This window comes from Salinivibrio sp. PR932 (assembly GCF_001996125.1).
GTDB lineage: Bacteria > Pseudomonadota > Gammaproteobacteria > Enterobacterales > Vibrionaceae > Salinivibrio > Salinivibrio proteolyticus.
Genome location: NZ_MUFM01000002.1, coordinates 26753 through 48070, shown reverse-complemented (window position 1 = coordinate 48070; position 21318 = coordinate 26753). Strand labels below are relative to the sequence as shown.

At 51.9% G+C, this 21318-nt stretch carries 18 protein-coding genes; 2 read left to right on the top strand and 16 right to left on the bottom strand.

The window, feature by feature from the left end:
• Positions 1-94: 94 nt before the first annotated feature.
• Positions 95-2641: a DNA mismatch repair protein MutS gene (gene mutS / locus BZG84_RS01085; protein WP_198536702.1), complete on the top strand. Its 2547-nt coding sequence runs from the start codon at positions 95-97 to the stop codon at positions 2639-2641.
• Between the two features lie 68 nt (positions 2642-2709).
• On the opposite strand, the gene rpoS is transcribed toward mutS, so the two are convergent.
• The 13 genes from rpoS to rlmD form a co-directional block, all read right to left on the bottom strand.
• Complete coding sequence (rpoS, locus tag BZG84_RS01080; protein WP_069591112.1) at positions 2710-3684, bottom strand: RNA polymerase sigma factor RpoS; 975 nt, start codon at positions 3682-3684, stop codon at positions 2710-2712.
• A 97-nt stretch (positions 3685-3781) separates the two neighbouring features.
• Positions 3782-4687 carry a murein hydrolase activator NlpD gene (gene nlpD / locus BZG84_RS01075; protein WP_077479937.1) on the bottom strand — a complete coding sequence of 302 codons (906 nt, stop codon included), beginning with the start codon at positions 4685-4687 and terminating at the stop codon, positions 3782-3784.
• Positions 4688-4720: 33 nt separating this feature from the next.
• On the bottom strand, positions 4721-5341 hold the full coding sequence (locus tag BZG84_RS01070; protein WP_077479936.1) for a protein-L-isoaspartate(D-aspartate) O-methyltransferase: 621 nt from the start codon (positions 5339-5341) through the stop codon (positions 4721-4723).
• Between the two features lie 78 nt (positions 5342-5419).
• Positions 5420-6157, bottom strand: a complete 738-nt coding sequence (gene surE, locus BZG84_RS01065) for a 5'/3'-nucleotidase SurE (RefSeq protein WP_077479935.1) — start codon at positions 6155-6157, stop codon at positions 5420-5422.
• Entirely contained in the window at positions 6138-7175 is a 1038-nt protein-coding gene (gene truD / locus BZG84_RS01060) for a tRNA pseudouridine(13) synthase TruD (protein ID WP_077479934.1), read from the bottom strand. The genes surE and truD overlap by 20 nt, the downstream gene beginning before the upstream one ends.
• Positions 7172-7651 (bottom strand): 2-C-methyl-D-erythritol 2,4-cyclodiphosphate synthase, encoded by a 480-nt coding sequence (gene ispF / locus BZG84_RS01055; protein ID WP_102136111.1) that lies wholly within the window; start codon positions 7649-7651, stop codon positions 7172-7174. Before ispF ends, truD begins: the two co-directional genes overlap by 4 nt.
• Complete coding sequence (ispD, locus tag BZG84_RS01050) at positions 7651-8349, bottom strand: 2-C-methyl-D-erythritol 4-phosphate cytidylyltransferase (protein ID WP_077677932.1); 699 nt, start codon at positions 8347-8349, stop codon at positions 7651-7653. The genes ispF and ispD overlap by 1 nt, the downstream gene beginning before the upstream one ends.
• 42 nt (positions 8350-8391) lie before the next feature.
• Positions 8392-8670 (bottom strand): cell division protein FtsB, encoded by a 279-nt coding sequence (gene ftsB / locus BZG84_RS01045; RefSeq protein ID WP_069591125.1) that lies wholly within the window; start codon positions 8668-8670, stop codon positions 8392-8394.
• A 242-nt stretch (positions 8671-8912) separates the two neighbouring features.
• Positions 8913-10211: a phosphopyruvate hydratase gene (gene eno / locus BZG84_RS01040; RefSeq protein ID WP_077455265.1), complete on the bottom strand. Its 1299-nt coding sequence runs from the start codon at positions 10209-10211 to the stop codon at positions 8913-8915.
• A 77-nt stretch (positions 10212-10288) separates the two neighbouring features.
• The gene (locus BZG84_RS01035; RefSeq protein WP_069591319.1) at positions 10289-11923 is read right to left on the bottom strand and encodes a CTP synthase; all 1635 of its coding nucleotides are present in this window, start codon (positions 11921-11923) and stop codon (positions 10289-10291) included.
• Positions 11924-12063: 140 nt separating this feature from the next.
• Positions 12064-12873, bottom strand: coding sequence for a nucleoside triphosphate pyrophosphohydrolase (mazG, locus tag BZG84_RS01030; RefSeq protein WP_077479931.1), 810 nt, complete (start codon positions 12871-12873; stop codon positions 12064-12066).
• 48 nt (positions 12874-12921) lie between these two features.
• A complete protein-coding gene (gene relA, locus BZG84_RS01025; protein ID WP_069591315.1) occupies positions 12922-15135 on the bottom strand; it encodes a GTP diphosphokinase in 2214 nt (737 codons plus the stop codon).
• Between the two features lie 91 nt (positions 15136-15226).
• Positions 15227-16543: a 23S rRNA (uracil(1939)-C(5))-methyltransferase RlmD gene (rlmD, locus tag BZG84_RS01020; RefSeq protein ID WP_077479930.1), complete on the bottom strand. Its 1317-nt coding sequence runs from the start codon at positions 16541-16543 to the stop codon at positions 15227-15229.
• 150 nt (positions 16544-16693) lie between these two features.
• On the opposite strand from rlmD, the gene barA reads away from it, so the two are divergent.
• Positions 16694-19456, top strand: a complete 2763-nt coding sequence (gene barA, locus BZG84_RS01015) for a two-component sensor histidine kinase BarA (RefSeq protein ID WP_077677931.1) — start codon at positions 16694-16696, stop codon at positions 19454-19456.
• 15 nt (positions 19457-19471) lie between these two features.
• Here barA and acpS read toward each other — a convergent pair whose 3' ends face one another.
• The 3 genes from acpS to recO are packed head-to-tail and all read right to left on the bottom strand — an operon-like array spanning position 19472 to position 21290.
• Positions 19472-19861 (bottom strand): holo-ACP synthase, encoded by a 390-nt coding sequence (acpS, locus tag BZG84_RS01010; RefSeq protein ID WP_077479928.1) that lies wholly within the window; start codon positions 19859-19861, stop codon positions 19472-19474.
• Positions 19861-20592, bottom strand: a complete 732-nt coding sequence (gene pdxJ / locus BZG84_RS01005; protein WP_077479927.1) for a pyridoxine 5'-phosphate synthase — start codon at positions 20590-20592, stop codon at positions 19861-19863. The genes acpS and pdxJ overlap by 1 nt, the downstream gene beginning before the upstream one ends.
• A gap of 2 nt (positions 20593-20594) precedes the next feature.
• A complete protein-coding gene (gene recO, locus BZG84_RS01000; protein WP_069591305.1) occupies positions 20595-21290 on the bottom strand; it encodes a DNA repair protein RecO in 696 nt (231 codons plus the stop codon).
• Between the last annotated feature and the right edge of the window lie 28 nt (positions 21291-21318).

Sequence of the window (21318 nt, the reverse complement as noted above, 5' to 3'; positions counted from 1 at the left end):
CCCTGTGCCCCGACATCACGTATTCTAAGCGGCCTTAACGTTCCATTTTGCAGGTCTAGTCGTGACAGTACAAGCGCTCGAAAAACACACGCCCATGATGCAACAGTATCTCAAGTTAAAAGCTCAGCACCCTGAGGAGCTGCTCTTTTACCGTATGGGAGATTTTTACGAACTCTTTTACGACGACGCTAAACGCGCCTCACAATTGCTTGATATCTCACTGACCAAGCGCGGTAGCTCAAATGGCGAGCCCATCCCAATGGCAGGCGTGCCTTACCATGCGGTAGAAGGATACCTTGCCAAGCTTGTCCAATTGGGCGAACCCGTTGCCATTTGCGAGCAAATTGGCGATCCGGCCACCAGCAAAGGCCCTGTCGAGCGCCAAGTTGTGCGTATTGTCACACCCGGAACCGTCTCTGATGAGGCATTACTGAGCGAGCGAGTGGATAATTTGGTGGCCGCCATCATCGGCGATGATACTGGCTTTGGCTTTGCCACCTTAGATATTACGTCTGGCCGTTTTGTGTTGAGTGAACCACAAACGCTAGAACAAATGCAGGCAGAGCTGCAGCGTACCCAACCGGCCGAACTGCTCTATCCTGAGGATTTTGCCCACCCCGACCTGCTTTCGGTAAGCAAAGGCGCCCGCCGTCGCCCGATTTGGGAGTTTGACCTCGATACGGCACGTAGTCAGTTGACCGCCCAATTTGGCACCCGAGATCTGATTGGTTTTGGGGTGGAAGACTGTGCGCGCGGGCTCAGTGCTGCAGGCTGTTTGTTGCAATACGCCAAAGATACCCAGCGCACTGCCCTGCCTCATATTCGGGCGATCATCAAAGAACAACAAGACAACGCAGTGGTGCTAGATGCTGCGACACGCCGCAATCTCGAGATCACCCAAAACCTTGCTGGCGGCCATGATAATACCTTGGCCGACGTGCTGGATCGTACCACCACCCCGATGGGAAGCCGCTTGCTTAAGCGTTGGCTACACCAACCGCTCCGGGACCGAAGGGTACTCAATCAACGATTGGATGCGATAGAGACATTGCTTGATAAGGGTCTTTATGGCGACCTCGCCGCCGAGCTCAAACCCGTTGGCGATATCGAACGCGTATTGGCACGCTTGGCGATGCGCTCTGCTCGTCCGCGCGATATGGCCCGTCTACGCACTGCGCTTGCACAACTGCCGGCGATTCAGTCGCAGCTCAGTGAATTGAATCACCCTGCGTTTGCACACTATGCCAAAGCAACTCAGCCTATGCCTGAGCTTACAGATTTACTGACGCGTGCCATTGTCGATAACCCGCCGGTGGTAATTCGTGATGGTGGGGTCATCGCCCCCGGCTATCACGCTGAACTCGATGAATGGCGTGAGCTATCTGACGGCGCATCGCGCTACCTTGAAGAGCTAGAACAGCGCGAGCGTGAAAAGTACGGCATTGATACATTAAAGGTCGGCTACAACCAAGTGCATGGCTTTTATATCCAGATTAGCCGCGCACAAAGCGATCGCGTCCCTGCGCATTACATTCGCCGTCAGACGCTTAAAAACGCCGAGCGCTATATCATTGCCGAGCTCAAAGAGCATGAAGACAAGGTGCTAAGCTCCAAGTCTACGGCTTTGGCGCTGGAAAAACGGTTGTGGGAAGAGCTGTTTGATTTATTGCTTCCTCACCTTGCTCAATTGCAGGGTGCGGCTGAAGCGTTATCCGCCCTCGATGTGCTGTGTAATCTCGCCGAGCGCGCTGATACGCTTAATTACCACCGCCCTCAACTCAGTGACCAAGCTGGTGTGGAGATTGAAGCAGGTCGCCATCCAGTCGTCGAACAAGTGATGACAGACCCCTTCATTCCTAACCCGATCTCACTGAGCCCTGAACGGCGTATGCTGATCATTACCGGCCCTAACATGGGGGGTAAGTCGACCTACATGCGCCAAACCGCGCTGATTGCTTTGTTGGCCCATATTGGTGCGTATGTGCCTGCCGACAGTGCCGTCATTGGACCGGTCGATCGCATTTTCACCCGCATTGGTGCGTCTGATGATCTCGCCTCAGGACGCTCCACCTTTATGGTAGAAATGACGGAAACGGCCAATATTTTGCACAATGCAACCGCACACAGTTTAGTCTTGATGGATGAAATCGGCCGTGGCACCAGTACCTATGATGGCTTATCACTGGCATGGGCCAGTGCTGAATGGCTGGCCGAGAAGATTCAAGCTATGACGCTGTTTGCCACTCATTATTTTGAGCTCACCGAACTACCGGGGCAAATGGACGGCTTGGTGAATGTCCACCTGGACGCGGTGGAGCATGGTGATGAGATTGCCTTTATGCACGCTGTACAAGAAGGCGCGGCGAGTAAATCTTACGGGCTAGCGGTGGCAGGATTAGCTGGCGTACCTAAACCGGTGATCCGCCGAGCCAAGCATAAGTTGGCTCAGTTAGAACAAAGTGGTCAACAAAAAGTTACTGGCGACGCTCCTAATAATCAGGTCATGCCGACGCAGCTTCCTTTGCTCCCTGAGCCCAGTGAGCTCGATCAGGCTGTTGACGCGCTCAATCCCGATGAGATGACGCCTCGTCAAGCGCTTGATGCACTCTATGCACTCAAAGCCCTCCAACAGTCTCGCTAATCATCCAATAACGTATTAAAAAAGGACGGCACCTTGGCCGTCCTTTTTGTTTATAGCGATTAGTGCCGTTATTGCTCGACATTAAACAAAGACTCAATACTCAGTCCTTGCTGGGTCAACATATCGCGTAGGCGACGCAATCCTTCAACTTGAATTTGACGCACGCGCTCACGGGTTAGACCGATTTCACGCCCCACATCTTCAAGCGTGGAGGCTTCGTGGCCAAGAAGGCCAAAGCGACGCGCCAACACTTCACGTTGTTTGGGATTCAGCTCTTGTAACCATTGCACGATCGACTTTTTCATATCGTCGTCTTGCGTGGTGTGCTCTGGGCCATCTTGTTTTTCATCGGCGATGATATCCAGCAGCGCTTTTTCTGAGTCACCACCAATTGGGTTATCCACCGAGCCAATGCGTTCGTTCAAACGCAGCATGCGATTGACGTCTTCAACCGGTTTATCGAGTTGGGCGGCAATGTCTTCGGCAGTCGGTTCATGGTCCAGTTTTTGTGCCAGTTCACGCGCCGTACGCAGGTAGACATTCAGCTCTTTCACCACATGAATCGGCAAGCGAATAGTGCGCGTTTGGTTCATGATGGCACGCTCAATGGTCTGGCGAATCCACCATGTGGCGTAGGTAGAGAATCGGAAGCCTCGTTCTGGATCGAACTTTTCAACGGCGCGAATCAGGCCTAAATTGCCTTCTTCGACCAGATCCAATAGCGCGAGACCTCGGTTAGAGTAGCGTCGAGAAATTTTCACCACCAAGCGGAGGTTACTCTCGATCATGCGTTTACGCGCCACTTCGTCACCACGTAGGGCACGACGCGCATACAACACTTCTTCCTCGGCGGTCAGCAGGGGTGAAAAACCAATTTCACTCAAGTAGAGTTGTGTGGCATCTAGGGCTTTGGATGTCGCAGCGTGCTGTTGTACAGCCTCTTCAACCTCTTCGGCAACCTCTTCAACTTGCGCATCCAAGGTCTCGAAATCCACGTCTTGATCCAAGCCGTCCAGTTTTTTCGCGGTGTTAGTTTGGCTCATAGCGCCTCCCTTATGGCGTAGCAGCTAAGCAGAGCGCATCTCTGCTTTCACCGGCCCCGTCACACTGGTGGCTTGACGATATCACGCTTTTGTAGCGCTATCGTTTAGGCAAATAATGCAACGGATTGACCGATTTTCCTTTGTAGCGAATCTCAAAATGCAACCGAACACTGTTTGTACCTGTACTGCCCATTGAAGCTATTTTCTGCCCCTTTTTGACAGACTGGCCTTCTGAAACCAAAAACCTGTCATTATGTGCATACGCACTCAGGTAATCATCATTGTGTTTCACTATTATTAATTTGCCGTAACCTCGAAGCGCGCTTCCGGCGTACACGACCTTTCCATCTGCCGCTGCCTGAATGCTTTGTCCTCGTTGTCCAGCAATATCTATGCCTTTATTGCCTCGCTCAGTGCTAGAAAATCGCGATACCATTCGGCCGTTGGTTGGCCACTGCCAGCTTATCTGTTGGTTGGATACGCTCGCCGCCCGCGTGTTGTTAACAGCTTGTTTACTTTTTTGTTTAGTTTGACTGTACCCTGTGGCAGATTGGGCTTCAACTGCTTTTTGTTGCGAAACCGCCGTTTTTGCCTTCTTTTCTTGACCGAATTTACCATTTTCGGTGTTTTTACTAGAAGATACTGCTACCGCCGCAGCTTTTGCAGCTGAACTTGTGGCAGAGGCCACATTCGTTGCCCCGGAGGTGGACTTTGCCACGTCCGGGCGCTGATAAGCAGGCTTCCACAACGCTAAGGTTTGACCCGGATAAATAGTGTATGGCGGTTGGAGGTTGTTATGCTTGATGATGTCGTCAATATCACGATCGGTGATGTAGGCGATATAGTAGAGCGTATCGCCTTTCTTCACTTCGTAGTAGCTACCGCGGTAGCTGCCTCTATCGACACTGGAGTAGTCAGGCGTCACACTAGATACGGGCGCCGGGCCATGCCAAGCACACCCAGAAAGTATGACTACTGATAAAAGAAAAAACGCGATTTTCATCTGTTTTTAGTTTCTACTCCATAGATAGCGTAGTTAGGCCAGTTCACCGGCAACGAGAGGCACAAAACGCACCGATTCAATCGTTTCGGTCAGAAACTCTTCACCCTGCCTTGTCACCTTGATAAGCGTTTGCTGGTGCTCTCCAACGGGGATTAACATCACGCCGCCTTCTGTCAGCTGTTGGCATAATGCATCTGGAATACGCTCTGCCGCCGCGGTGACAATAATCCCATCATAAGGGCCTTTCGCCGGCCAGCCTTGCCAACCATCGCCGTGCTTGGTGGCCACATTATAAATATCGAGCTGCTTGAGGCGTCGCTTGGCGAGCATTTGCAGCTGCTTAATCCGTTCAACGGAATAAACCTGATCCACCAGCTGAGCAAGAATCGCCGTTTGATAGCCAGAGCCAGTTCCTATTTCCAAAATGCGACTGTCGCGTCGCAAATTGAGCAATGATGTCATCTTAGCCACAATATAAGGTTGTGAAATAGTTTGTCCCCACCCAATCGGTAACGCATTGTTTCCGTATGCTTGGTGAGTCATGGCTTCAGAAACAAACAGGTGCCGAGGCACGGCTTGCATTGCATCTAGAACGCTTTGGTTATCAATACCTTGTTGCTGCAAAAATTGAATAAGTGATTGCGCTTGACTCAACGTCTGCTTCCTTTATCACTGAGTATTAATCGAACGAAATAGGCTGGCGCGTTAAGTTGGCCAGCCTGTTTTCAGCAGTTATTCCGCTAACCACTGAGAAAACGCTCCGAGCGTGTCGTGAGCGGTAAGATCCACTTGAAGCGGCGTAATAGAAACGTATTGCTCCGCTATGGCGTGAAAATCCGTGCCCGGCCCAGCATCTTGCGTTTTTCCGGGCGCACCGATCCAGTATATGGGTTTCCCACGCGGATCGCCCTGTTTTATCACGTCTTCGGCATGATGACGGGCACCAAGACGAGTCACTTTCCATCCTTTTAACGCATCAATCGCCACATCCGGCACATTGATATTAATCAGACGGTGACTGGGCGCGGCATGGCGTTGGTTTTTAGCCAAAAACTGCTTAATCACATGGGCGGCGGTATCAAAATGCTGATGACCACATAATGAAACCGCGATCGCAGGGGCGCCGAGAAAGAACCCTTCCGTGGCCGCGGCAACGGTGCCAGAGTAAAGCACATCATCGCCCAAGTTTGCACCGTGGTTAATTCCGGTGATCACGAAGTCAGGTTGCCACGGAACCAATTGATTCAGAGCTAAATGTACCGAGTCAGTGGGCGTACCTTGCACCGCAAAACGCCCGGGACCTAGTTCACGAACCCGCAGCGGATTTTCAAGCGTTAATGAATTCGACGCGCCCGAACAATTTCGATCCGGTGCAGCGACCACCACCTCGGCTATCTCACTCAATGCATGAGTGAGCGTTTGGATCCCTTGCGCGTGGTAGCCATCATCATTACTGATCAGTATGCGCATCCTGCTCTCCTTGTTCTTGTTGGCTAATCAGCTCACGCATCACTGTGGTGGCGAAAGCACCGGCAGGCAGAGAAAAACGCACACACACGCTGTCTGTATCTAGCTCCCACGTCATGTTTTGCGGTAGCAAGCAGATCTCTCGACGGTCATGGCGCATGCGGTTATTGCGGATCACGGCCAGCAGGTCCGGCTCTTTATCGAGAATCGCCTGCTCAAACTGCTGCGCACTGTCTGTGGTAGGCAGTGCGTTGTCACCGGTCAGAGGGGCGGTAATACGCATCCCTTCAACGCCGGCTTGGTTGCAGGCGACCAGTTGGTCGGCATCGTCAACGCACAGATCACCCGCCAGTGTTTGGCTAAAACAGCCTGCCTCGAGACGTGCTGAAACCACGTGATTAAACAGCAATGAACGCGCCGCAGAGAGGTAAAAACTGCGCTTACTTTTATCTTTTACCTTGCGCTCACCGCGTCCCCATGCTCGAGCTACGTCAAGGTTGTTCCCTTCACGGCCGAAACGCTGCTCACCAAAGTAATTTGGGACGCCTTGGGTTGCAATCGCCTCTAAGCGCGGCACCAACGCACTCGGATTGGCTAGAGCGCGGATCTGCAGCACAAAATCATTCCCGATAAGATCACCCGGCCGCAGTTTTTGATGGTGGCGAGCGGTCGCTTCAATGCTCAGTACGCCGGGATGCGTGGCGACAAACTCGTTCAAATCAGGATCGGCTTTGCCCGGTAATTGTACGCTGAACCACTGCTCGGTCACCGCATGCCTATCTTTCAGGCCCGCCCAACTTACTTGTCGTGATGGCACACCGCATGCTTTAGCCAGCTCATTGGCCACATAGCGCGTATTCTCTCCACGCTTTTTGATTCGCACTAGGAAATGTTCACCGACTCCCGACGGGGTAAAACCGAGGGTTTCCGAGACGTAAAAGTCGTCTGGCGAGTGTTTGATTTGGCCGGATTGAGTCGGCTGGCCATGCATATAAGCCAAGGGAGCAAGTACGTCTGTCATAGCGTCTCTTTTGTTAATAGCACAACGGCTTCACAAGCAATGCCCTCTTTACGACCGGTAAAACCGAGTCGCTCTGAGGTGGTTGCTTTTACATTAATGGCATCGATGGGGGCTTTTAGATCATCAGCAATCGCCGCACACATGGCGGGAATATGCGGGCCCATCTTAGGCGCTTGGGCGATGATAGTGATATCTGCATTGCCCAATCGATAGCCTTTGTCTTGTACTTTGCGGTAAACGTCGCGCAGCAACATACGGCTGTCCGCGCCTTTCCACTCATCACTGGTATCTGGGAAGTGCTGGCCAATGTCACCGGCCGCAATCGCGCCCAACAATGCATCACACAGGGCGTGCAGTGCCACATCACCGTCCGAGTGCGCAAGCAACCCTTGCTCATAAGGCACAGCGACACCACCAATGATCACCGGGCCATCACCACCAAATTTGTGTACATCAAACCCATGTCCAATTCGCATCATGATTTGCCTTCTTGTTGCGATAAGTAAAACTCCGCCAGCACCCTATCTTCAGGATGCGTCACTTTAATATTGCTGGCACTGGCAGGAACTAATAGCGGATGGCCGCCCGCCGCCTCAATCGCCGACGCGTCATCGGTTACCTGATCACCTGCGCTTGCCAATGCCGCTTTTAAGTGCAGGGTGGGAAACATTTGAGGCGTCAAGGCATGCCACAGTGCCTGTCTGTCGACAGTCTGTGCAATACAGCCATCCGGCTGTGCCCGCTTCATGGTATCGCGAACCGGAGCAGCTAAGATTGCGCCGTCAGAATGGCTTTGGGCAGCGTGAATCAACGCATCGATATCATTGTGAGTGACGCAGGGGCGTGCTGCATCATGCACCATCACCCAACGGGTCTGTACCGCCTCAAGCCCTGCTTGTACCGATTGCGCGCGCGTCGCTCCGCCTGTGACGACGGTAATATCCGGATGGTCGCCCAGTCCGGTCTCAGCGAAATAGCCATCGTTCTCACCGATCGCGATAATCACGCGGTCAATTGCAGCATGGCTTAGCAAGCGTTCAACGGTGTGGGTGATTAAAGGCTTACCTGCAAGGTGTATATACTGCTTTGGACAGTCAGCCTGCATGCGACTGCCTACCCCAGCGGCGGGCACCACCGCTGTAATTCCTGGTTGCAAAGAGGCTTTTTCTACCACGCGTTTTCTCTTTGATTAGTCCGCGAGCGTGCGGATGATGGGTTATCGCGTTGCGTCGACTAAACGAAAAAAGGTTTCGTCAGGTTTAATCATGCCCAACTCATTACGGGCGCGCTCTTCAATCGCTTCTTGTCCACGTTTGAGATCCGCGATTTCGGCATACATTTGTTGGTTACGCTTCACCAGCTTTTGGTTCGCTTGTTGTTGCACCACGACGTTTGCCTGAGTGTGCCAATAATCCATAACGCCATTCTTGCCCAGCCACAATTCATATTGCAGCCACGCCAGAGTGATAAATAGCGCAACAGATAGCAGTCTCATGGTTTCACTCCTTAGGTGTTCAGTGGATCAGCAACGCCAATTATGCTAACCGCATAGGCTAGCGGATCAGGCCGCCGGTGTCATGGTTTTCTGTTTATCCGGCGCGTTAAGATGCGCTCAAACGCACCTCTTATCGATTTACACGCCCTTGAATACAAAAAAGCCGCCATAAAGGCGGCTTTTGGGGTCAACAGTGAAAGGCAAGGTGCCTTTCCATCACAGCCAATCGGCTGCGACTTTTATTATTGACCTTTAACTTCTTTCAGACCGTTAAACGGTGCTTTTTCACCCAGCGCTTCTTCGATACGGATCAGCTGGTTGTACTTGGCAACACGGTCAGAACGGCTCATAGAACCAGTTTTGATTTGGCCTGCTGCAGTACCAACCGCCAAGTCAGCGATGGTTGCGTCTTCAGTTTCACCTGAACGGTGAGAGATTACGGCAGTGTAGCCGGCGTCTTTCGCCATCTTGATCGCAGCCAAGGTTTCGGTCAGAGAACCGATTTGGTTGAATTTGATCAGGATAGAGTTCGCCACACCTTTCTCGATGCCTTCTTTCAGGATCTTGGTGTTGGTTACGAACAGGTCATCACCGACTAGCTGAAGTTTGTCACCCAGCAGTTCAGTTTGGTGCTTAAAGCCATCCCAATCTGACTCGTCTAGGCCGTCTTCGATAGACACGATTGGGTACTCTTCAGCCAGTTTCGCCAGGTAGTGGTTAAACTCTTCTGAAGTAAAGGTTTTACCTTCACCCTTCATGTTGTAGATGCCTTGCTCTTTGTCATAGAACTCAGACGCAGCACAGTCCATCGCTAGGGTGATGTCTTTACCTAGCTCGTAGCCTGCTTTCTCAACCGCTTCTTTGATCGCAGCAAGCGCAGCAGCGTTTGACTCTAGGTTAGGCGCGAAACCACCTTCGTCACCAACCGCAGTGCTTAGGCCTTTGGCCTTCAGAACTTTGGCTAGGTTGTGGAATACTTCCGCACCAATGCGCAGTGCTTCTTTCAGGGTTTTCGCACCAACAGGTTGGATCATGAACTCTTGGATATCAACGTTGTTGTCCGCGTGCTCACCACCGTTGAGGATGTTCATCATTGGTAGAGGCATTGAGAACTGACCCGCAGTGCCGTTTAGTTCAGCGATGTGCTCAAACAAAGGCATGCCTTTCGCTGCCGCAGCTGCTTTTGCGTTAGCCAGAGAAACCGCTAGGATCGCGTTAGCACCGAACTTAGATTTGTTCTCAGTGCCGTCAAGGTCGATCATCACCTGATCGATGTCAGCTTGGGCTTTCGCGTCTTTACCTAGCAGTGCTTCTGCGATTGGGCCGTTAACCGCTTCAATCGCTTTCAGTACGCCTTTACCCATGAAACGTGACTTGTCACCGTCACGCAGCTCTAGTGCTTCACGAGAACCGGTAGACGCACCTGATGGCGCTGCCGCCATACCAACAAAGCCACCTTCCAAGTGTACTTCTGCTTCTACAGTTGGGTTACCGCGTGAATCGATAATTTCACGACCTAGAACTTTAACGATCTTAGACATTGTGATTCCTCTCGTCTGTCATTGTATTCAAAAAATAAAAAGCGGCCGCCCGTCAGGACTACCGCTTCACATTTGTGTTATAGCTCACCGCGCTGCTTTTTACCTGCAGCCGCAACGAACCCAGCGAATAGCGGGTGGCCGTCGCGAGGAGTCGAGGTGAACTCTGGGTGGAACTGACAGGCCACAAACCATGGATGTGCTGGGTTTTCGATGATTTCTACCAGCTTCTTGTCTGCCGACAAGCCCGATACAAGTAGACCGGTTTTTTCCAATTGTGGACGCAGCAAGTTATTCACTTCATAGCGATGACGATGGCGCTCGTGGATTTGAGTGTTGCCATATAGCTGATGCGCTTTAGACCCTTCAGACAGGTGGCAAAGCTGTGCGCCTAGACGCATGGTGCCGCCCAAATCAGAGGATTCGCTACGCTCTTCCACGTTACCTTCTTCATCGACCCACTCGGTGATCAGTCCCACCACTGGGTATTTGCTGTCTTTGCTGAATTCGGTGGAGTTAGCTCCTTCCATCCCAGCAACATTACGGGCGTACTCAATTAACGCCACTTGCATGCCTAAACAAATGCCAAGATAAGGCACTTTGTTTTCACGCGCATATTGTGCGGCAAGGATTTTGCCTTCGACGCCGCGATCGCCAAAACCACCCGGAACCAAAATCGCATCTAAACCATCGAGCAGCTCAGTGCCGCGGGTTTCGAGATCTTGTGAGTCAACATACTTGATGTTGACAGTCAGACGATTTTTCAATCCGCCATGCTTCAGCGCTTCGTTGACAGATTTATACGCGTCAGGCAGTTCGATGTACTTACCCACCATACCAATGGTGACTTCGCCCATTGGATTGGCTTCTTCGTAAATGACTTGTTCCCATTCAGACAGGTCGGCTTCTGGCGCTTGGATACCAAAGCGCTGACAAACCAAGTCGTCCAGCCCTTGAGAGCGAATCAATGAAGGAATTTTGTAGATTGAATCCACATCCTTCATGGTGATAACCGCTTTCTCTGGTACGTTACAGAACAGTGCAATTTTTGCACGCTCATTGGCTGGAATTGGACGCTCACTACGGCAAACAAGGACATCCGGCTGGATACCAATTGATAGAAGCTCTTTTACCGAGTGCTGGGTAGGCTTGGTTTTCACTTCACCCGCCGCTGCCAAGTATGGCACCAAGGTAAGATGCATAAACATCGCACGCTCACGACCGACTTCCACGGTCAGTTGGCGAATCGCTTCAAGGAATGGCAGTGATTCAATATCACCGACAGTGCCGCCAATTTCCACGATCACCACGTCGTGACCTTCACCACCGGCGATGATACGGTCTTTGATCGAGTTAGTGATGTGTGGAATCACCTGAATGGTGGCTCCCAGGTAATCTCCGCGGCGCTCTTTGCGCAGAACATCCGCGTATACGCGACCAGAGGTAAAGTTATTACGCTTGGTCATTTTGGTGCGGATAAAGCGCTCGTAGTGACCGAGGTCAAGGTCGGTCTCGGCGCCGTCTTCCGTGACGAATACTTCCCCGTGCTGGGTAGGGCTCATTGTCCCTGGATCCACGTTGATATAAGGGTCGAGTTTCATGATGGTGACGTTGAGGCCACGCGCTTCAAGAATGGCTGCCAATGAGGCTGCAGCAATACCCTTACCGAGGGAGGATACAACACCGCCCGTAACAAAAATGTAATTCGTCGTCATGCTAAACCTGAGAGTTGGATTTAGAGGAAATTAATGGAAATCTGGACGGGAAGTCATGATACCAGACCCCACTCACTCCCACAACGTGAAAACTATCACACACCATACTGTTTTTATTTGTCGCAAATCAATGATGAAACTTACAGCGTGTTGCTTTTTTCCTGCTTTTTGACCTGTTGCCACGCCGATTCCAGTTCATCTAACTGACATTCTTGAATATTTTTTTCATCATTGCGTAATTGAGTTTCAACTTGACGGAAACGTCGTTCGAATTTTTGATTCGCGTTACGCAACGCGGATTCCGCATCCGTGCCTACGTGGCGTGCCAGATTCACCACCGAAAATAATAAATCGCCGATTTCTTCTTCCACCCGCGCGGGGTCTACCGGCGTGATTGCCAGTTCTTGCTCAACCTCGGCAATTTCTTCGCGCACTTTATCGAGCACCGGCGCTACCGCATCCCAATCAAACCCCACTCGCGCACAACGCTTTTGCAGTTTGTGCGCACGCACCAGTGCGGGAAGGCCTAACGTAACGCCGTCTAATACGCTAGTGGGTTGTTCTGACGCCGCCTTGTCGGCACGCTCCTGCGCTTTAATCCCTTCCCAGTCAGGGCCGTGCAGCGGTTCACCTTGGCTGTCTTTAGACCCAAAGACATGCGGGTGACGACGGGTGAGCTTGTCACAAATCGCCCCCACGACGGCATCAAAATCAAAGCGATTTTGCTCGCGTCCCAATTGACTGTAGAACACTATTTGAAAGAGTAAATCGCCTAATTCATCTTTTAGGTCCGACCAGTGTTCACGCTCAATGGCATCGGCCACTTCGTAGGCTTCTTCGAGCGTGTGAGGCACGATAGAGGCAAAGGTTTGGGCTTTGTCCCAATCGCACCCTTTTTGTGGGTCGCGCAAGGTCGCCATGATAGTCAGTAAATCGTCAATCGACGCCATACTTCGTTATCCTTAAAAAAACGCCCTGTCGATAACAGGGCGTGATGTTTATCTGAGTCGTTTGGCCTCTACCACATCCTTGACTTGCTCCAACCGATTCACAATTCGGCTAAGCGTGTCGAGATCGGAAATCTCTAAATCAAAGTCCATGATAGACATCTGCTTTTTGTAATCGACGCGGCTTTGCATGCCCGCAACGCGGACTTTTTCATTACTGAGCACGGTATTAATGTCTTTGACTAACCCGGTACGTTCATTGGCGGATAAGCGAATGCGCACATGGTATTGCCCGACATGCCCTTTTCCCCAAACGGTGGCGATGATTCGCTCCGGCGCATGGTGACGAAGTTCGTTGAGTTGCTCACAATCCGCACGGTGTACTGAAATACCACGTCCTTGGGTCACAAAGCCCATAATGTCATCACCCGGTAGCGGCTGACAGCAACGCGCGAGGTGGGTCATCAGGTTATCAACCCCTTCAACCACCACCGCATCACGATGGGTTTTTCCACCTACGGTTTTTTGTTCACTTTGCTGAAGTTTTTCCAGCAACTGTTGCTCTTCTTCTTCCAAGCTTGGCTTGTTGATCAGGCTGTTAATGTGATTAACCACCTGATTGATGCGCAGATCGCCACTTCCGACCCCCGCATACAGCTCTTCCAGTGAATTCACATTGAAGCGCTTGAGCGCCAAACTCGCATCTTTACTGGCACCGCCAATTTTTTGTAGTTCGGTATCGAGAATTTCTTTACCCGCGGCAATGTTTTTATCTCTGTCTTGTTTGCGGAACCAAGCATTGATTTTTGCCCGCGCTCGGCTCGAATTCACAAAGCCTAAGCTTGGGTTCAGCCAGTCACGTGAGGGGTTAGGCTCTTTTTGGGTGATAATTTCAACCTGATCCCCCATTTGCAAGTGATAGGTGAAAGGCACAATGCGTCCTTCTACCTTGGCACCAATGCAACGATGGCCAACTTCGGAGTGAATGTGGTAGGCAAAGTCGAGCGGCGTCGCACCGCTTGGCAGGTCGACCACATCGCCACGCGGCGTAAAGGCATACACGCGATCATCAAAGACTTGGCTGCGCAACTCATCCAGCATTTCGCCTGAGTCGGACATCTCTTCTTGCCACGCCAAGAGTTTTCGCAGCCAGGTAATTTTCTCATCATAGCCACTGCGTCCACTGGCCGAGCCTTCTTTGTACTTCCAGTGCGCCGCCACCCCGAGCTCCGCATCATCATGCATTTGACGGGTGCGAATTTGAATTTCGACCGGTTTGCCTTCCGGCCCCAATACGACGGTATGAATCGACTGATAACCGTTGGGTTTGGGGTTGGCGACGTAATCATCGAACTCTTTCGGCAAGTGACGATATTTGGTGTGCACCGCGCCCAATGCGGCGTAACAGTCTTGTAGTTCTTCGGCGATAATGCGCACCGCACGTACATCAAACAGCTCATCAAACTGCAGATTTTTTTTCTGCATTTTGCGCCAAATACTGTAGATATGCTTGGGACGGCCATAGACTTGCGCGTTGATGTGTGAGGCTTCCATCGCCTGCTGCAGATCAGTGACAAACGCGGTAATGTAGTTTTCGCGATCGATACGCCGTTCAGCCAGTTGCTTCGCGATTTGTTTATAGGTCTGCGCATGCTGGTAGCGGAAGGCGTAGTCTTCGATTTCCCATTTTAACTGACCGATACCGAGACGGTTGGCCAAGGGTGCATAGATGTTGGCACTCTCTTTCGCCGCCTGCAAACGCACCTCTTCCGGTGCATCTTTAACTTCACGCAGATAGCAAATACGCTCAGCCAGCTTGATCACCACGCAACGGAAATCTTCGACCATAGACAGTAACATGCGGCGAACATTATCCACCTGTGCTGAGGTTGCTTCGGCATCGGTTTGGGTATTCAAATGACGGATGGCGGCAGTTTGCTGCACGCCCTCAATCAGTTTGACAATCGCGGGCGAATAGCGCTCTTCCAAGGTATCGAGCGCCAGCAATTTGGCTTCCACCACCGGGAAGAAGAGCGCGGCGAGGAGCGTGTCGGCGTCCATACTCAGGGTCACCAAGATTTCAATCATCTCTCGGCCACGCCACAGCGGTTGGCTCAGCGCCGTTTCATCCCCTAACGTACGACAATAATTGTACCCATCCAGCAGTGCTTGAGCGGTTGAGGCGTCTTGTCCTAACCGCGCAATCCAAGTTTGAAGATCAAAGGCTTCATCTTCATGCAGATGGGCTTCTCGTACCGCAACCATAACTGTTCCTATCCTTATCTTTCGCCTCAGCGAAAGAGGCATATCCATGTTTAACCGCGTGGCTTTAGATCGAACACATCATTGACGACGCCTAGCGTCGAAACAGTGCCATGGATTCCAAATGCCCTGTTTGCGGAAACATATCAAGCATACTCAAGCGAGTTAGTTGGTAACCCTGTGCCAACAACACGCGACTATCCCGCGCCAGCGTTGCTGGGTTGCAGGACACGTAAACAATGTGTGTAGCGCTAGATTGTGCCACAAAGTCCATCACTCCGGCAGCCCCTGCTCGAGCGGGATCGAGCAGGATTTTATCAAATGCGTGCTGTGTCCAGTCCCCATTCAGCGTCTCACCATTGAGATCTGCTTGGTAAAACTGCGCATTGCTTACTTGGTTGGCCTTCGCATTATCCTGAGCTTGCGAAACCATCGCCTCAACCCCTTCTACCCCAATCACGGTTTTCGCCTGTTTTGCCATGGGGATGCTGAAGTTGCCAAGACCACAAAACAGATCCAACACCACATCGGTTGACGCAAGCTCTAGCCAGTTTAGTGCTTGGGCGACCATCTGTTGGTTCACCGCCGCGTTGACTTGGATAAAGTCGCCAGGCTGAAAATAGAGGCGGGTTTGTTGGCTCTCGTAATACGGAGGCTCGCCCACCACTCGTTCAAGCGGCCCGTCAGCTTGCTGCCAATACAACATGCAGCCTGTCAGCTCTGCCCATGCTTGAAGCGCTTGCCTATCTTCTGCATGTAACGCCTTGGTGGTGCGCAACGACGCAATACAGCCATTGTCTGCCTCAATCAAATCAACATGGCCGAGGATTCGGCGTCCTCGCAGCCCATCTAAACAAGGCCGTAAACTGGCAAGCAGCTGATTTAAGGGTTCACTAAGGACAGGACAGTGGTCCACATCGACAATGGCATTGCTTTGACGAGCTCGAAACCCCATGGTCAGCGCCCCTTTATTGTCGACTTTTAAGCTGATGCGCGCACGACGACGATACTGCCAAGGGCTATCGATGGCGCCATCCGACAGCTCGACCGTCTCGTCTCCGGCAAATTTTTCAATCAATTCTGTCAGCACTGCGCGCTTGTGTGCCACTTGGCCTGAGTGGCTTAAATGCTGCAAACTACAGCCGCCACATTGTTGATACAAAGGGCAAGCCGGCTCAATGCGAGTTTCCGCGCGCTGGTCGAGTTTAATCAGTTTGGCCCGCGCATACTGACGCTTTTGCTCGGTGAGCTGCACCAGTACCTGTTCACCGGGCAAGGTGCCCGGAACAAAGATAGGTTTTTTCTGCCAATAGCCGACCCCATCACCGTGGTGGTCGAGGCGTTGAATCGCGAGCAGCTGATGCTTTTGTTCAACGTTTTTTTTCTTCTGAGGCTTAAAAAAGCGCGCCATGGTGGATTCCAGTGTCAAAGTGCTTGTCGTCGCAAGCGAGTCAAAGAGGTCCTGCCAGTGGGAGTTGTGATAGTTCGCTGACTATTTAGTTATTGAATCATGTACACTGGCAGCTAATTACAGCCATTATTTTCCCATAGTTTATCCAGCATGACCAAATATGGACTCCGCACCCGTGTCTCCGTGTTGACCATTGCGCCTACCTTGATTGTTGGCCTCCTGCTGAGTGCGTTCTTTACCAGCACGCGTTATCAGGACTTGGAACAACAACTTACCATCACAGGGTCTGCCATTATCGAGCCTTTGGCGATTGCCAGTGAGGTTGGATTAAAAAACGATAGCCGCGAAAATGTGCGACGCTTAATTGGCTTTGCGCACCGCCAGCACTCCCAGTTTGTACGCAGTATTGCGGTGTTCGATCGCCACAACGAATTGTTTGTTACCTCCAACTATCACCGTGATTTGGCGATGCTATCGGTCAATAATGGCCAACCTATCCCGACACAGTTACAGGTAAGCCAACAGCAAGAGACCCTAATTTTACGGGCGCCTATTCTGGAAATTGGCCGTTTTACGCCTGGGTTAAACGTCGAGCGTCCCTTAGGCTATATCGCGATGGAGCTGGATCTAAGCTCGGTGCGGCTCAAGCAATATCAAGAGATGATCACCGCATTGGTGATGGTCGCACTCGGCGTGATCCTCTCATGCTTCTTTGCATACCGATTGATCTCAGATGTCACCCATCCCATTGCGAATATGGTGAGCTTAGTCGATAGGATCCGTCGCGGGCACTTGGATGTTCGTATTGAAGGTGAGCTGCTGGGTGAGCTCGATACCCTCAAAAATGGCATCAACGCCATGGCTATTTCGCTTTCCGAGTACCATTTGGAAATGCAGCAAAGCATTGATCAGGCTACCTGTGACTTGCGCGAAACCCTCGAGCAGCTCGAGATCCAAAACGTTGAATTAGACATCGCTAAAAAGAATGCTCAAGAAGCCGCTCGGGTGAAATCTGAGTTCTTAGCGAATATGTCTCACGAGTTGAGAACGCCTTTGAACGGGGTGATTGGCTTTACCCGGCAGATGTTGAAAACAGAGTTGAGCAGTAGCCAACGCGATTACTTACTGACCATAGAAAAGTCCGCCAATAACCTGTTGACCATCATCAACGACATTCTCGACTTCTCCAAACTCGAAGCTGGGAAACTGCTGCTGGAAAACATTCCTTTTGACTTCCAAGATATGCTGGATGAAGTCATGCGTCTGCTCGCACCCATGGCGCATGAAAAAGGGTTGGAGCTAACCTTACGTGCCGATGCCCGTATCCCTGCTGGCGCGGTTGGTGACCCGTTACGTATTCAGCAAGTGCTGATCAACTTGATTGGTAATGCCGCCAAATTCACAGAGCGTGGCAACATTGATGTCAGTGTCGATTTAAAACAGCTACATGATGAAACCATGGAGCTACAGTTTATGGTCAAAGATACCGGCATTGGCATCTCAGAGCGCCAGCAAGCCCAGCTTTTCCAAGCCTTCCGTCAGGCCGATGCCAGTATCTCACGCCGTTATGGCGGGACAGGCCTTGGGTTGGTGATCACCCAAAAATTGGTGCAACAGATGGGCGGGGACATCGGCTTTACCAGTCGCCTACACCAAGGCTCTTCATTCTGGTTTACGTTGAAACTCACTCAGACTGATTTACCCGTCTCGCAGCCAATTGATATCGAGCCGTTGGTTGGCCGTGATCTGGTAATTGTTGAACCCAACCCTCGTACACGGGAGATCCTCCGTCATCGATTAGGGCAAGTGGGGTTAAACATCGATACCGTCGCCGATGTCGAGATGCTCAGCGATCACGCATACACCTTTGCGCTGTTATGTTTTGACGCCGGAAAAATGCCAGAAATCGAAAGCATGAAACAAGCCGTGCTCGCCTGTGAGCAACGAGCAAACAGCGTGATTGTGTGTCTACCGACCACAGAGCTGGAAGCCTCCGAACACTTATTAAAAGCCGGCGTCAGCGCCTGCATTGCGAAACCGATCCCACAACGCAAGCTCCTTGAGACATTACTGGGTTCGCCCGAGCCTACGCCGCTGCCACTGCCCAAACCCAGCAGCCATCAAAAAGCGCCGTACACAGTGATGACCGTGGATGATAACCCCGCCAACTTAAAGCTGATCACCGCTTTGCTGGCCGAACGGGTCGAGAAAGTGGTGACCGCCGAAAATGGGGTTAAAGCCTTAGCACTTGCCCACCAGCAAGCCTTCGACATCATCTTGATGGATATCCAAATGCCAGAAATGGATGGGGTCACGGCCTGTCAGGAAATTCGTAAAGCGGGTATGAACCAGCAAACGCCCATTGTGGCTGTCACCGCTCATGCGATGCCGGGCGAGCGAGAGCGCTTATTGGAAGCGGGCATGGATGACTATCTCACCAAACCGATTGAAGAGGCCATGTTAGAAAGCACTCTCTCGCGCTGGCTACGCTTTGACGAGCTTTCCGCCGTGACAGTGAATGATGTGGAACCCGCCTCGAAAGCGGTTTGCACCGATCAAAGTGCGCGCCATCTCGATTGGCAACGAGCGTTAAGCCAAGCCGCGGGTAAAGAAGATCTCGCCAAAGAAATGCTAGAGATGCTGATTGCCTCATTTGCTGGCGTCAAAGCCATCGTGGAGCAAGCATTGGCCGGCACCTGCTCTACCGAGGATTTATGGCAAGCGATTCATAAGTTGCATGGCAGCTGTGCATATAGCGGCGTTCCGCAACTCAAAGCGCTGTGTCATGAGCTGGAAACGCAGCTCAAAGCGGGCGCAGATATCGACACCGTCGAGCCGGAATTACTGGAGCTACAAGACGAGATTGCCCATATCGAGCAGCTAGCGCCCCAGTATTTGAACGACGAGGCGTAAAATACGTCGGCGGCCTTAAGCCGCCGGTGTGCCCTCAAGGATCACGTGCGCCACCGCATAGGCTTTTTCATCAGAGAGCGTTAGCCAGCAATGGCTAACACCTCGGGCCATCGCTAGCTGTTGTGCCTTGCCAGAAAGGGTCAGCACGGGCTGCCCCGACGGTTGATTGCTCACCGTAAAGTCTTGAAAGCTGACCCCTTGAGCAATCCCGGTTCCTAGTGCCTTCGCGGCAGCTTCTTTCGCGGCAAACCGTTTCGCCAAATAGCGTCCCGGTTGCTGGGTTGCCGCCATTTGAGCCCGCTCTGGCTCAGTCAGAATACGATCCGCAAAACGGGCACTGCGAGACAGCGCCGCCTCAATGCGCGCAATCTCAACAATATCAGTGCCGATGCCTAAAATTGCCATTAGCGACGCGCGGATTCCATGATCGCTTTCATGTCTGCCACCGCTTTTTGCAGGCCATCAAACATGGCGCGGCCAATAATCGCATGACCAATATTCAGCTCATGCATTTCTGGCATCGCCGCAATGGGCGTGACGTTATGGTAAGTCAGGCCGTGTCCGGCGTTCACTTTAATGCCCAGATCCGCCGCGTAGCTGGCCGCAGCGGAAATCTTCTTCAATTCAGCTTGGCGGTCGTTGTCGTTACTGGCATCAGCATAGTGACCCGTATGCAGCTCGATATAGGGCGCACCACACTGGTGAGCGGCATCAATCTGCTCACGGTCAGCATCGATAAAGAGCGATACTTTTATGCCCGCCTGAGTCAGAGCTTGTGTTGCCGCTTTTACTTTGTCTAATTGACCGGCGACATCTAACCCTCCCTCGGTGGTCAATTCTTCACGCTTTTCGGGAACTAAACAGACGAATTCAGGTTGGGTGTCGAGGGCAATTTTCACCATTTCATCGGTCACTGCCATTTCTAAATTCATGCGCGTTTGTAGCGTTTCTTTGAGAATGCGCACATCGCGGTCCGTGATATGACGACGATCTTCACGCAAATGGACAGTGATGCCATCCGCCCCGGCACGTTCTGCCATTTCAGCCGCGTGGACAGGATCTGGGTACGCGGTACCACGCGCATTACGCACGGTGGCAATGTGATCAATATTCACACCCAAGTAAATCTTATTCATGATTATTTCCTTCTAAACAATTCTCTGCTTTTGAGCGGCTTAGGGCCTAAGTATGGCTTAAGCGCAATGCGTGTAAACCGCTTAGCAGCCCGCAATTGGTCGCTGGTGTCAAATTGACGCGTCGCCAGCGCACGCAGATCGTGACCGGTAAACTGCCGCTGTTGGCTTTTCATCAGGGACGCGACAAACCCTTGTTGTTCGCGAAACAGATACGTCATGTTATCGTCAATCGGGTCACCACTGCCAGCGCAATGAAGAAAATCAACCCCATAGCCCAGCGCCTCGAGTAACGCGAGTTCAAAACGGCGCAGTGCCGGCTCAGGGTTGTTATAGCGTGCTAGTTGCGTCAGTGCAGTGACATAATCGAGGAAGACCGTCGGGTACGGCGTTTGCGGCTCAAGGACGCGCATTAAAACTTCGTTGAGATAAAAACCAGAATAGAGCGCATTGCCAGAGAGTGGTAACGCCAAACCGGTCGCTTCAGCGCTCCGAAGGGTACGCAATTCGCCGCGACCGCCCCATTTTAGCAACAGTGGGGTGAAAGGTTGTAAGGCACCTTTGAGTGCAGAGCGCTTACCGCGCGCGCCTTTAGCCAGCAAGCTAACTCGCCCTTCCCCTTCTGAGAACACATCAAGGATCAGGCTGGTTTCGCTATAGGGGCGTGAGTGAAGCACAAAACCGCGTTGAAAGCCGTCCACGCCGCCCCTCCTGTGTATATCTACCGAG

Excerpts from the sequence above, each read along its gene's own strand:
- mutS (WP_198536702.1), top strand. The coding sequence starts at position 95 with ATGATGCAACAGTATCTCAAGTTAAAAGCTCAGCACCCTGAGGAGCTG.
- rpoS (WP_069591112.1), bottom strand. The coding sequence starts at position 3,684 with ATGAGCCAAACTAACACCGCGAAAAAACTGGACGGCTTGGATCAAGAC.
- nlpD (WP_077479937.1), bottom strand. The coding sequence starts at position 4,687 with ATGAAAATCGCGTTTTTTCTTTTATCAGTAGTCATACTTTCTGGGTGT.
- surE (WP_077479935.1), bottom strand. The coding sequence starts at position 6,157 with ATGCGCATACTGATCAGTAATGATGATGGCTACCACGCGCAAGGGATC.
- truD (WP_077479934.1), bottom strand. The coding sequence starts at position 7,175 with ATGACAGACGTACTTGCTCCCTTGGCTTATATGCATGGCCAGCCGACT.
- ispF (WP_102136111.1), bottom strand. The coding sequence starts at position 7,651 with ATGCGAATTGGACATGGGTTTGATGTACACAAATTTGGTGGTGATGGC.
- ftsB (WP_069591125.1), bottom strand. The coding sequence starts at position 8,670 with ATGAGACTGCTATCTGTTGCGCTATTTATCACTCTGGCGTGGCTGCAA.
- eno (WP_077455265.1), bottom strand. The coding sequence starts at position 10,211 with ATGTCTAAGATCGTTAAAGTTCTAGGTCGTGAAATTATCGATTCACGC.
- BZG84_RS01035 (WP_069591319.1), bottom strand. The coding sequence starts at position 11,923 with ATGACGACGAATTACATTTTTGTTACGGGCGGTGTTGTATCCTCCCTC.
- mazG (WP_077479931.1), bottom strand. The coding sequence starts at position 12,873 with ATGGCGTCGATTGACGATTTACTGACTATCATGGCGACCTTGCGCGAC.
- relA (WP_069591315.1), bottom strand. The coding sequence starts at position 15,135 with ATGGTTGCGGTACGAGAAGCCCATCTGCATGAAGATGAAGCCTTTGAT.
- rlmD (WP_077479930.1), bottom strand. The coding sequence starts at position 16,543 with ATGGCGCGCTTTTTTAAGCCTCAGAAGAAAAAAAACGTTGAACAAAAG.
- barA (WP_077677931.1), top strand. The coding sequence starts at position 16,694 with ATGACCAAATATGGACTCCGCACCCGTGTCTCCGTGTTGACCATTGCG.
- acpS (WP_077479928.1), bottom strand. The coding sequence starts at position 19,861 with ATGGCAATTTTAGGCATCGGCACTGATATTGTTGAGATTGCGCGCATT.
- pdxJ (WP_077479927.1), bottom strand. The coding sequence starts at position 20,592 with ATGAATAAGATTTACTTGGGTGTGAATATTGATCACATTGCCACCGTG.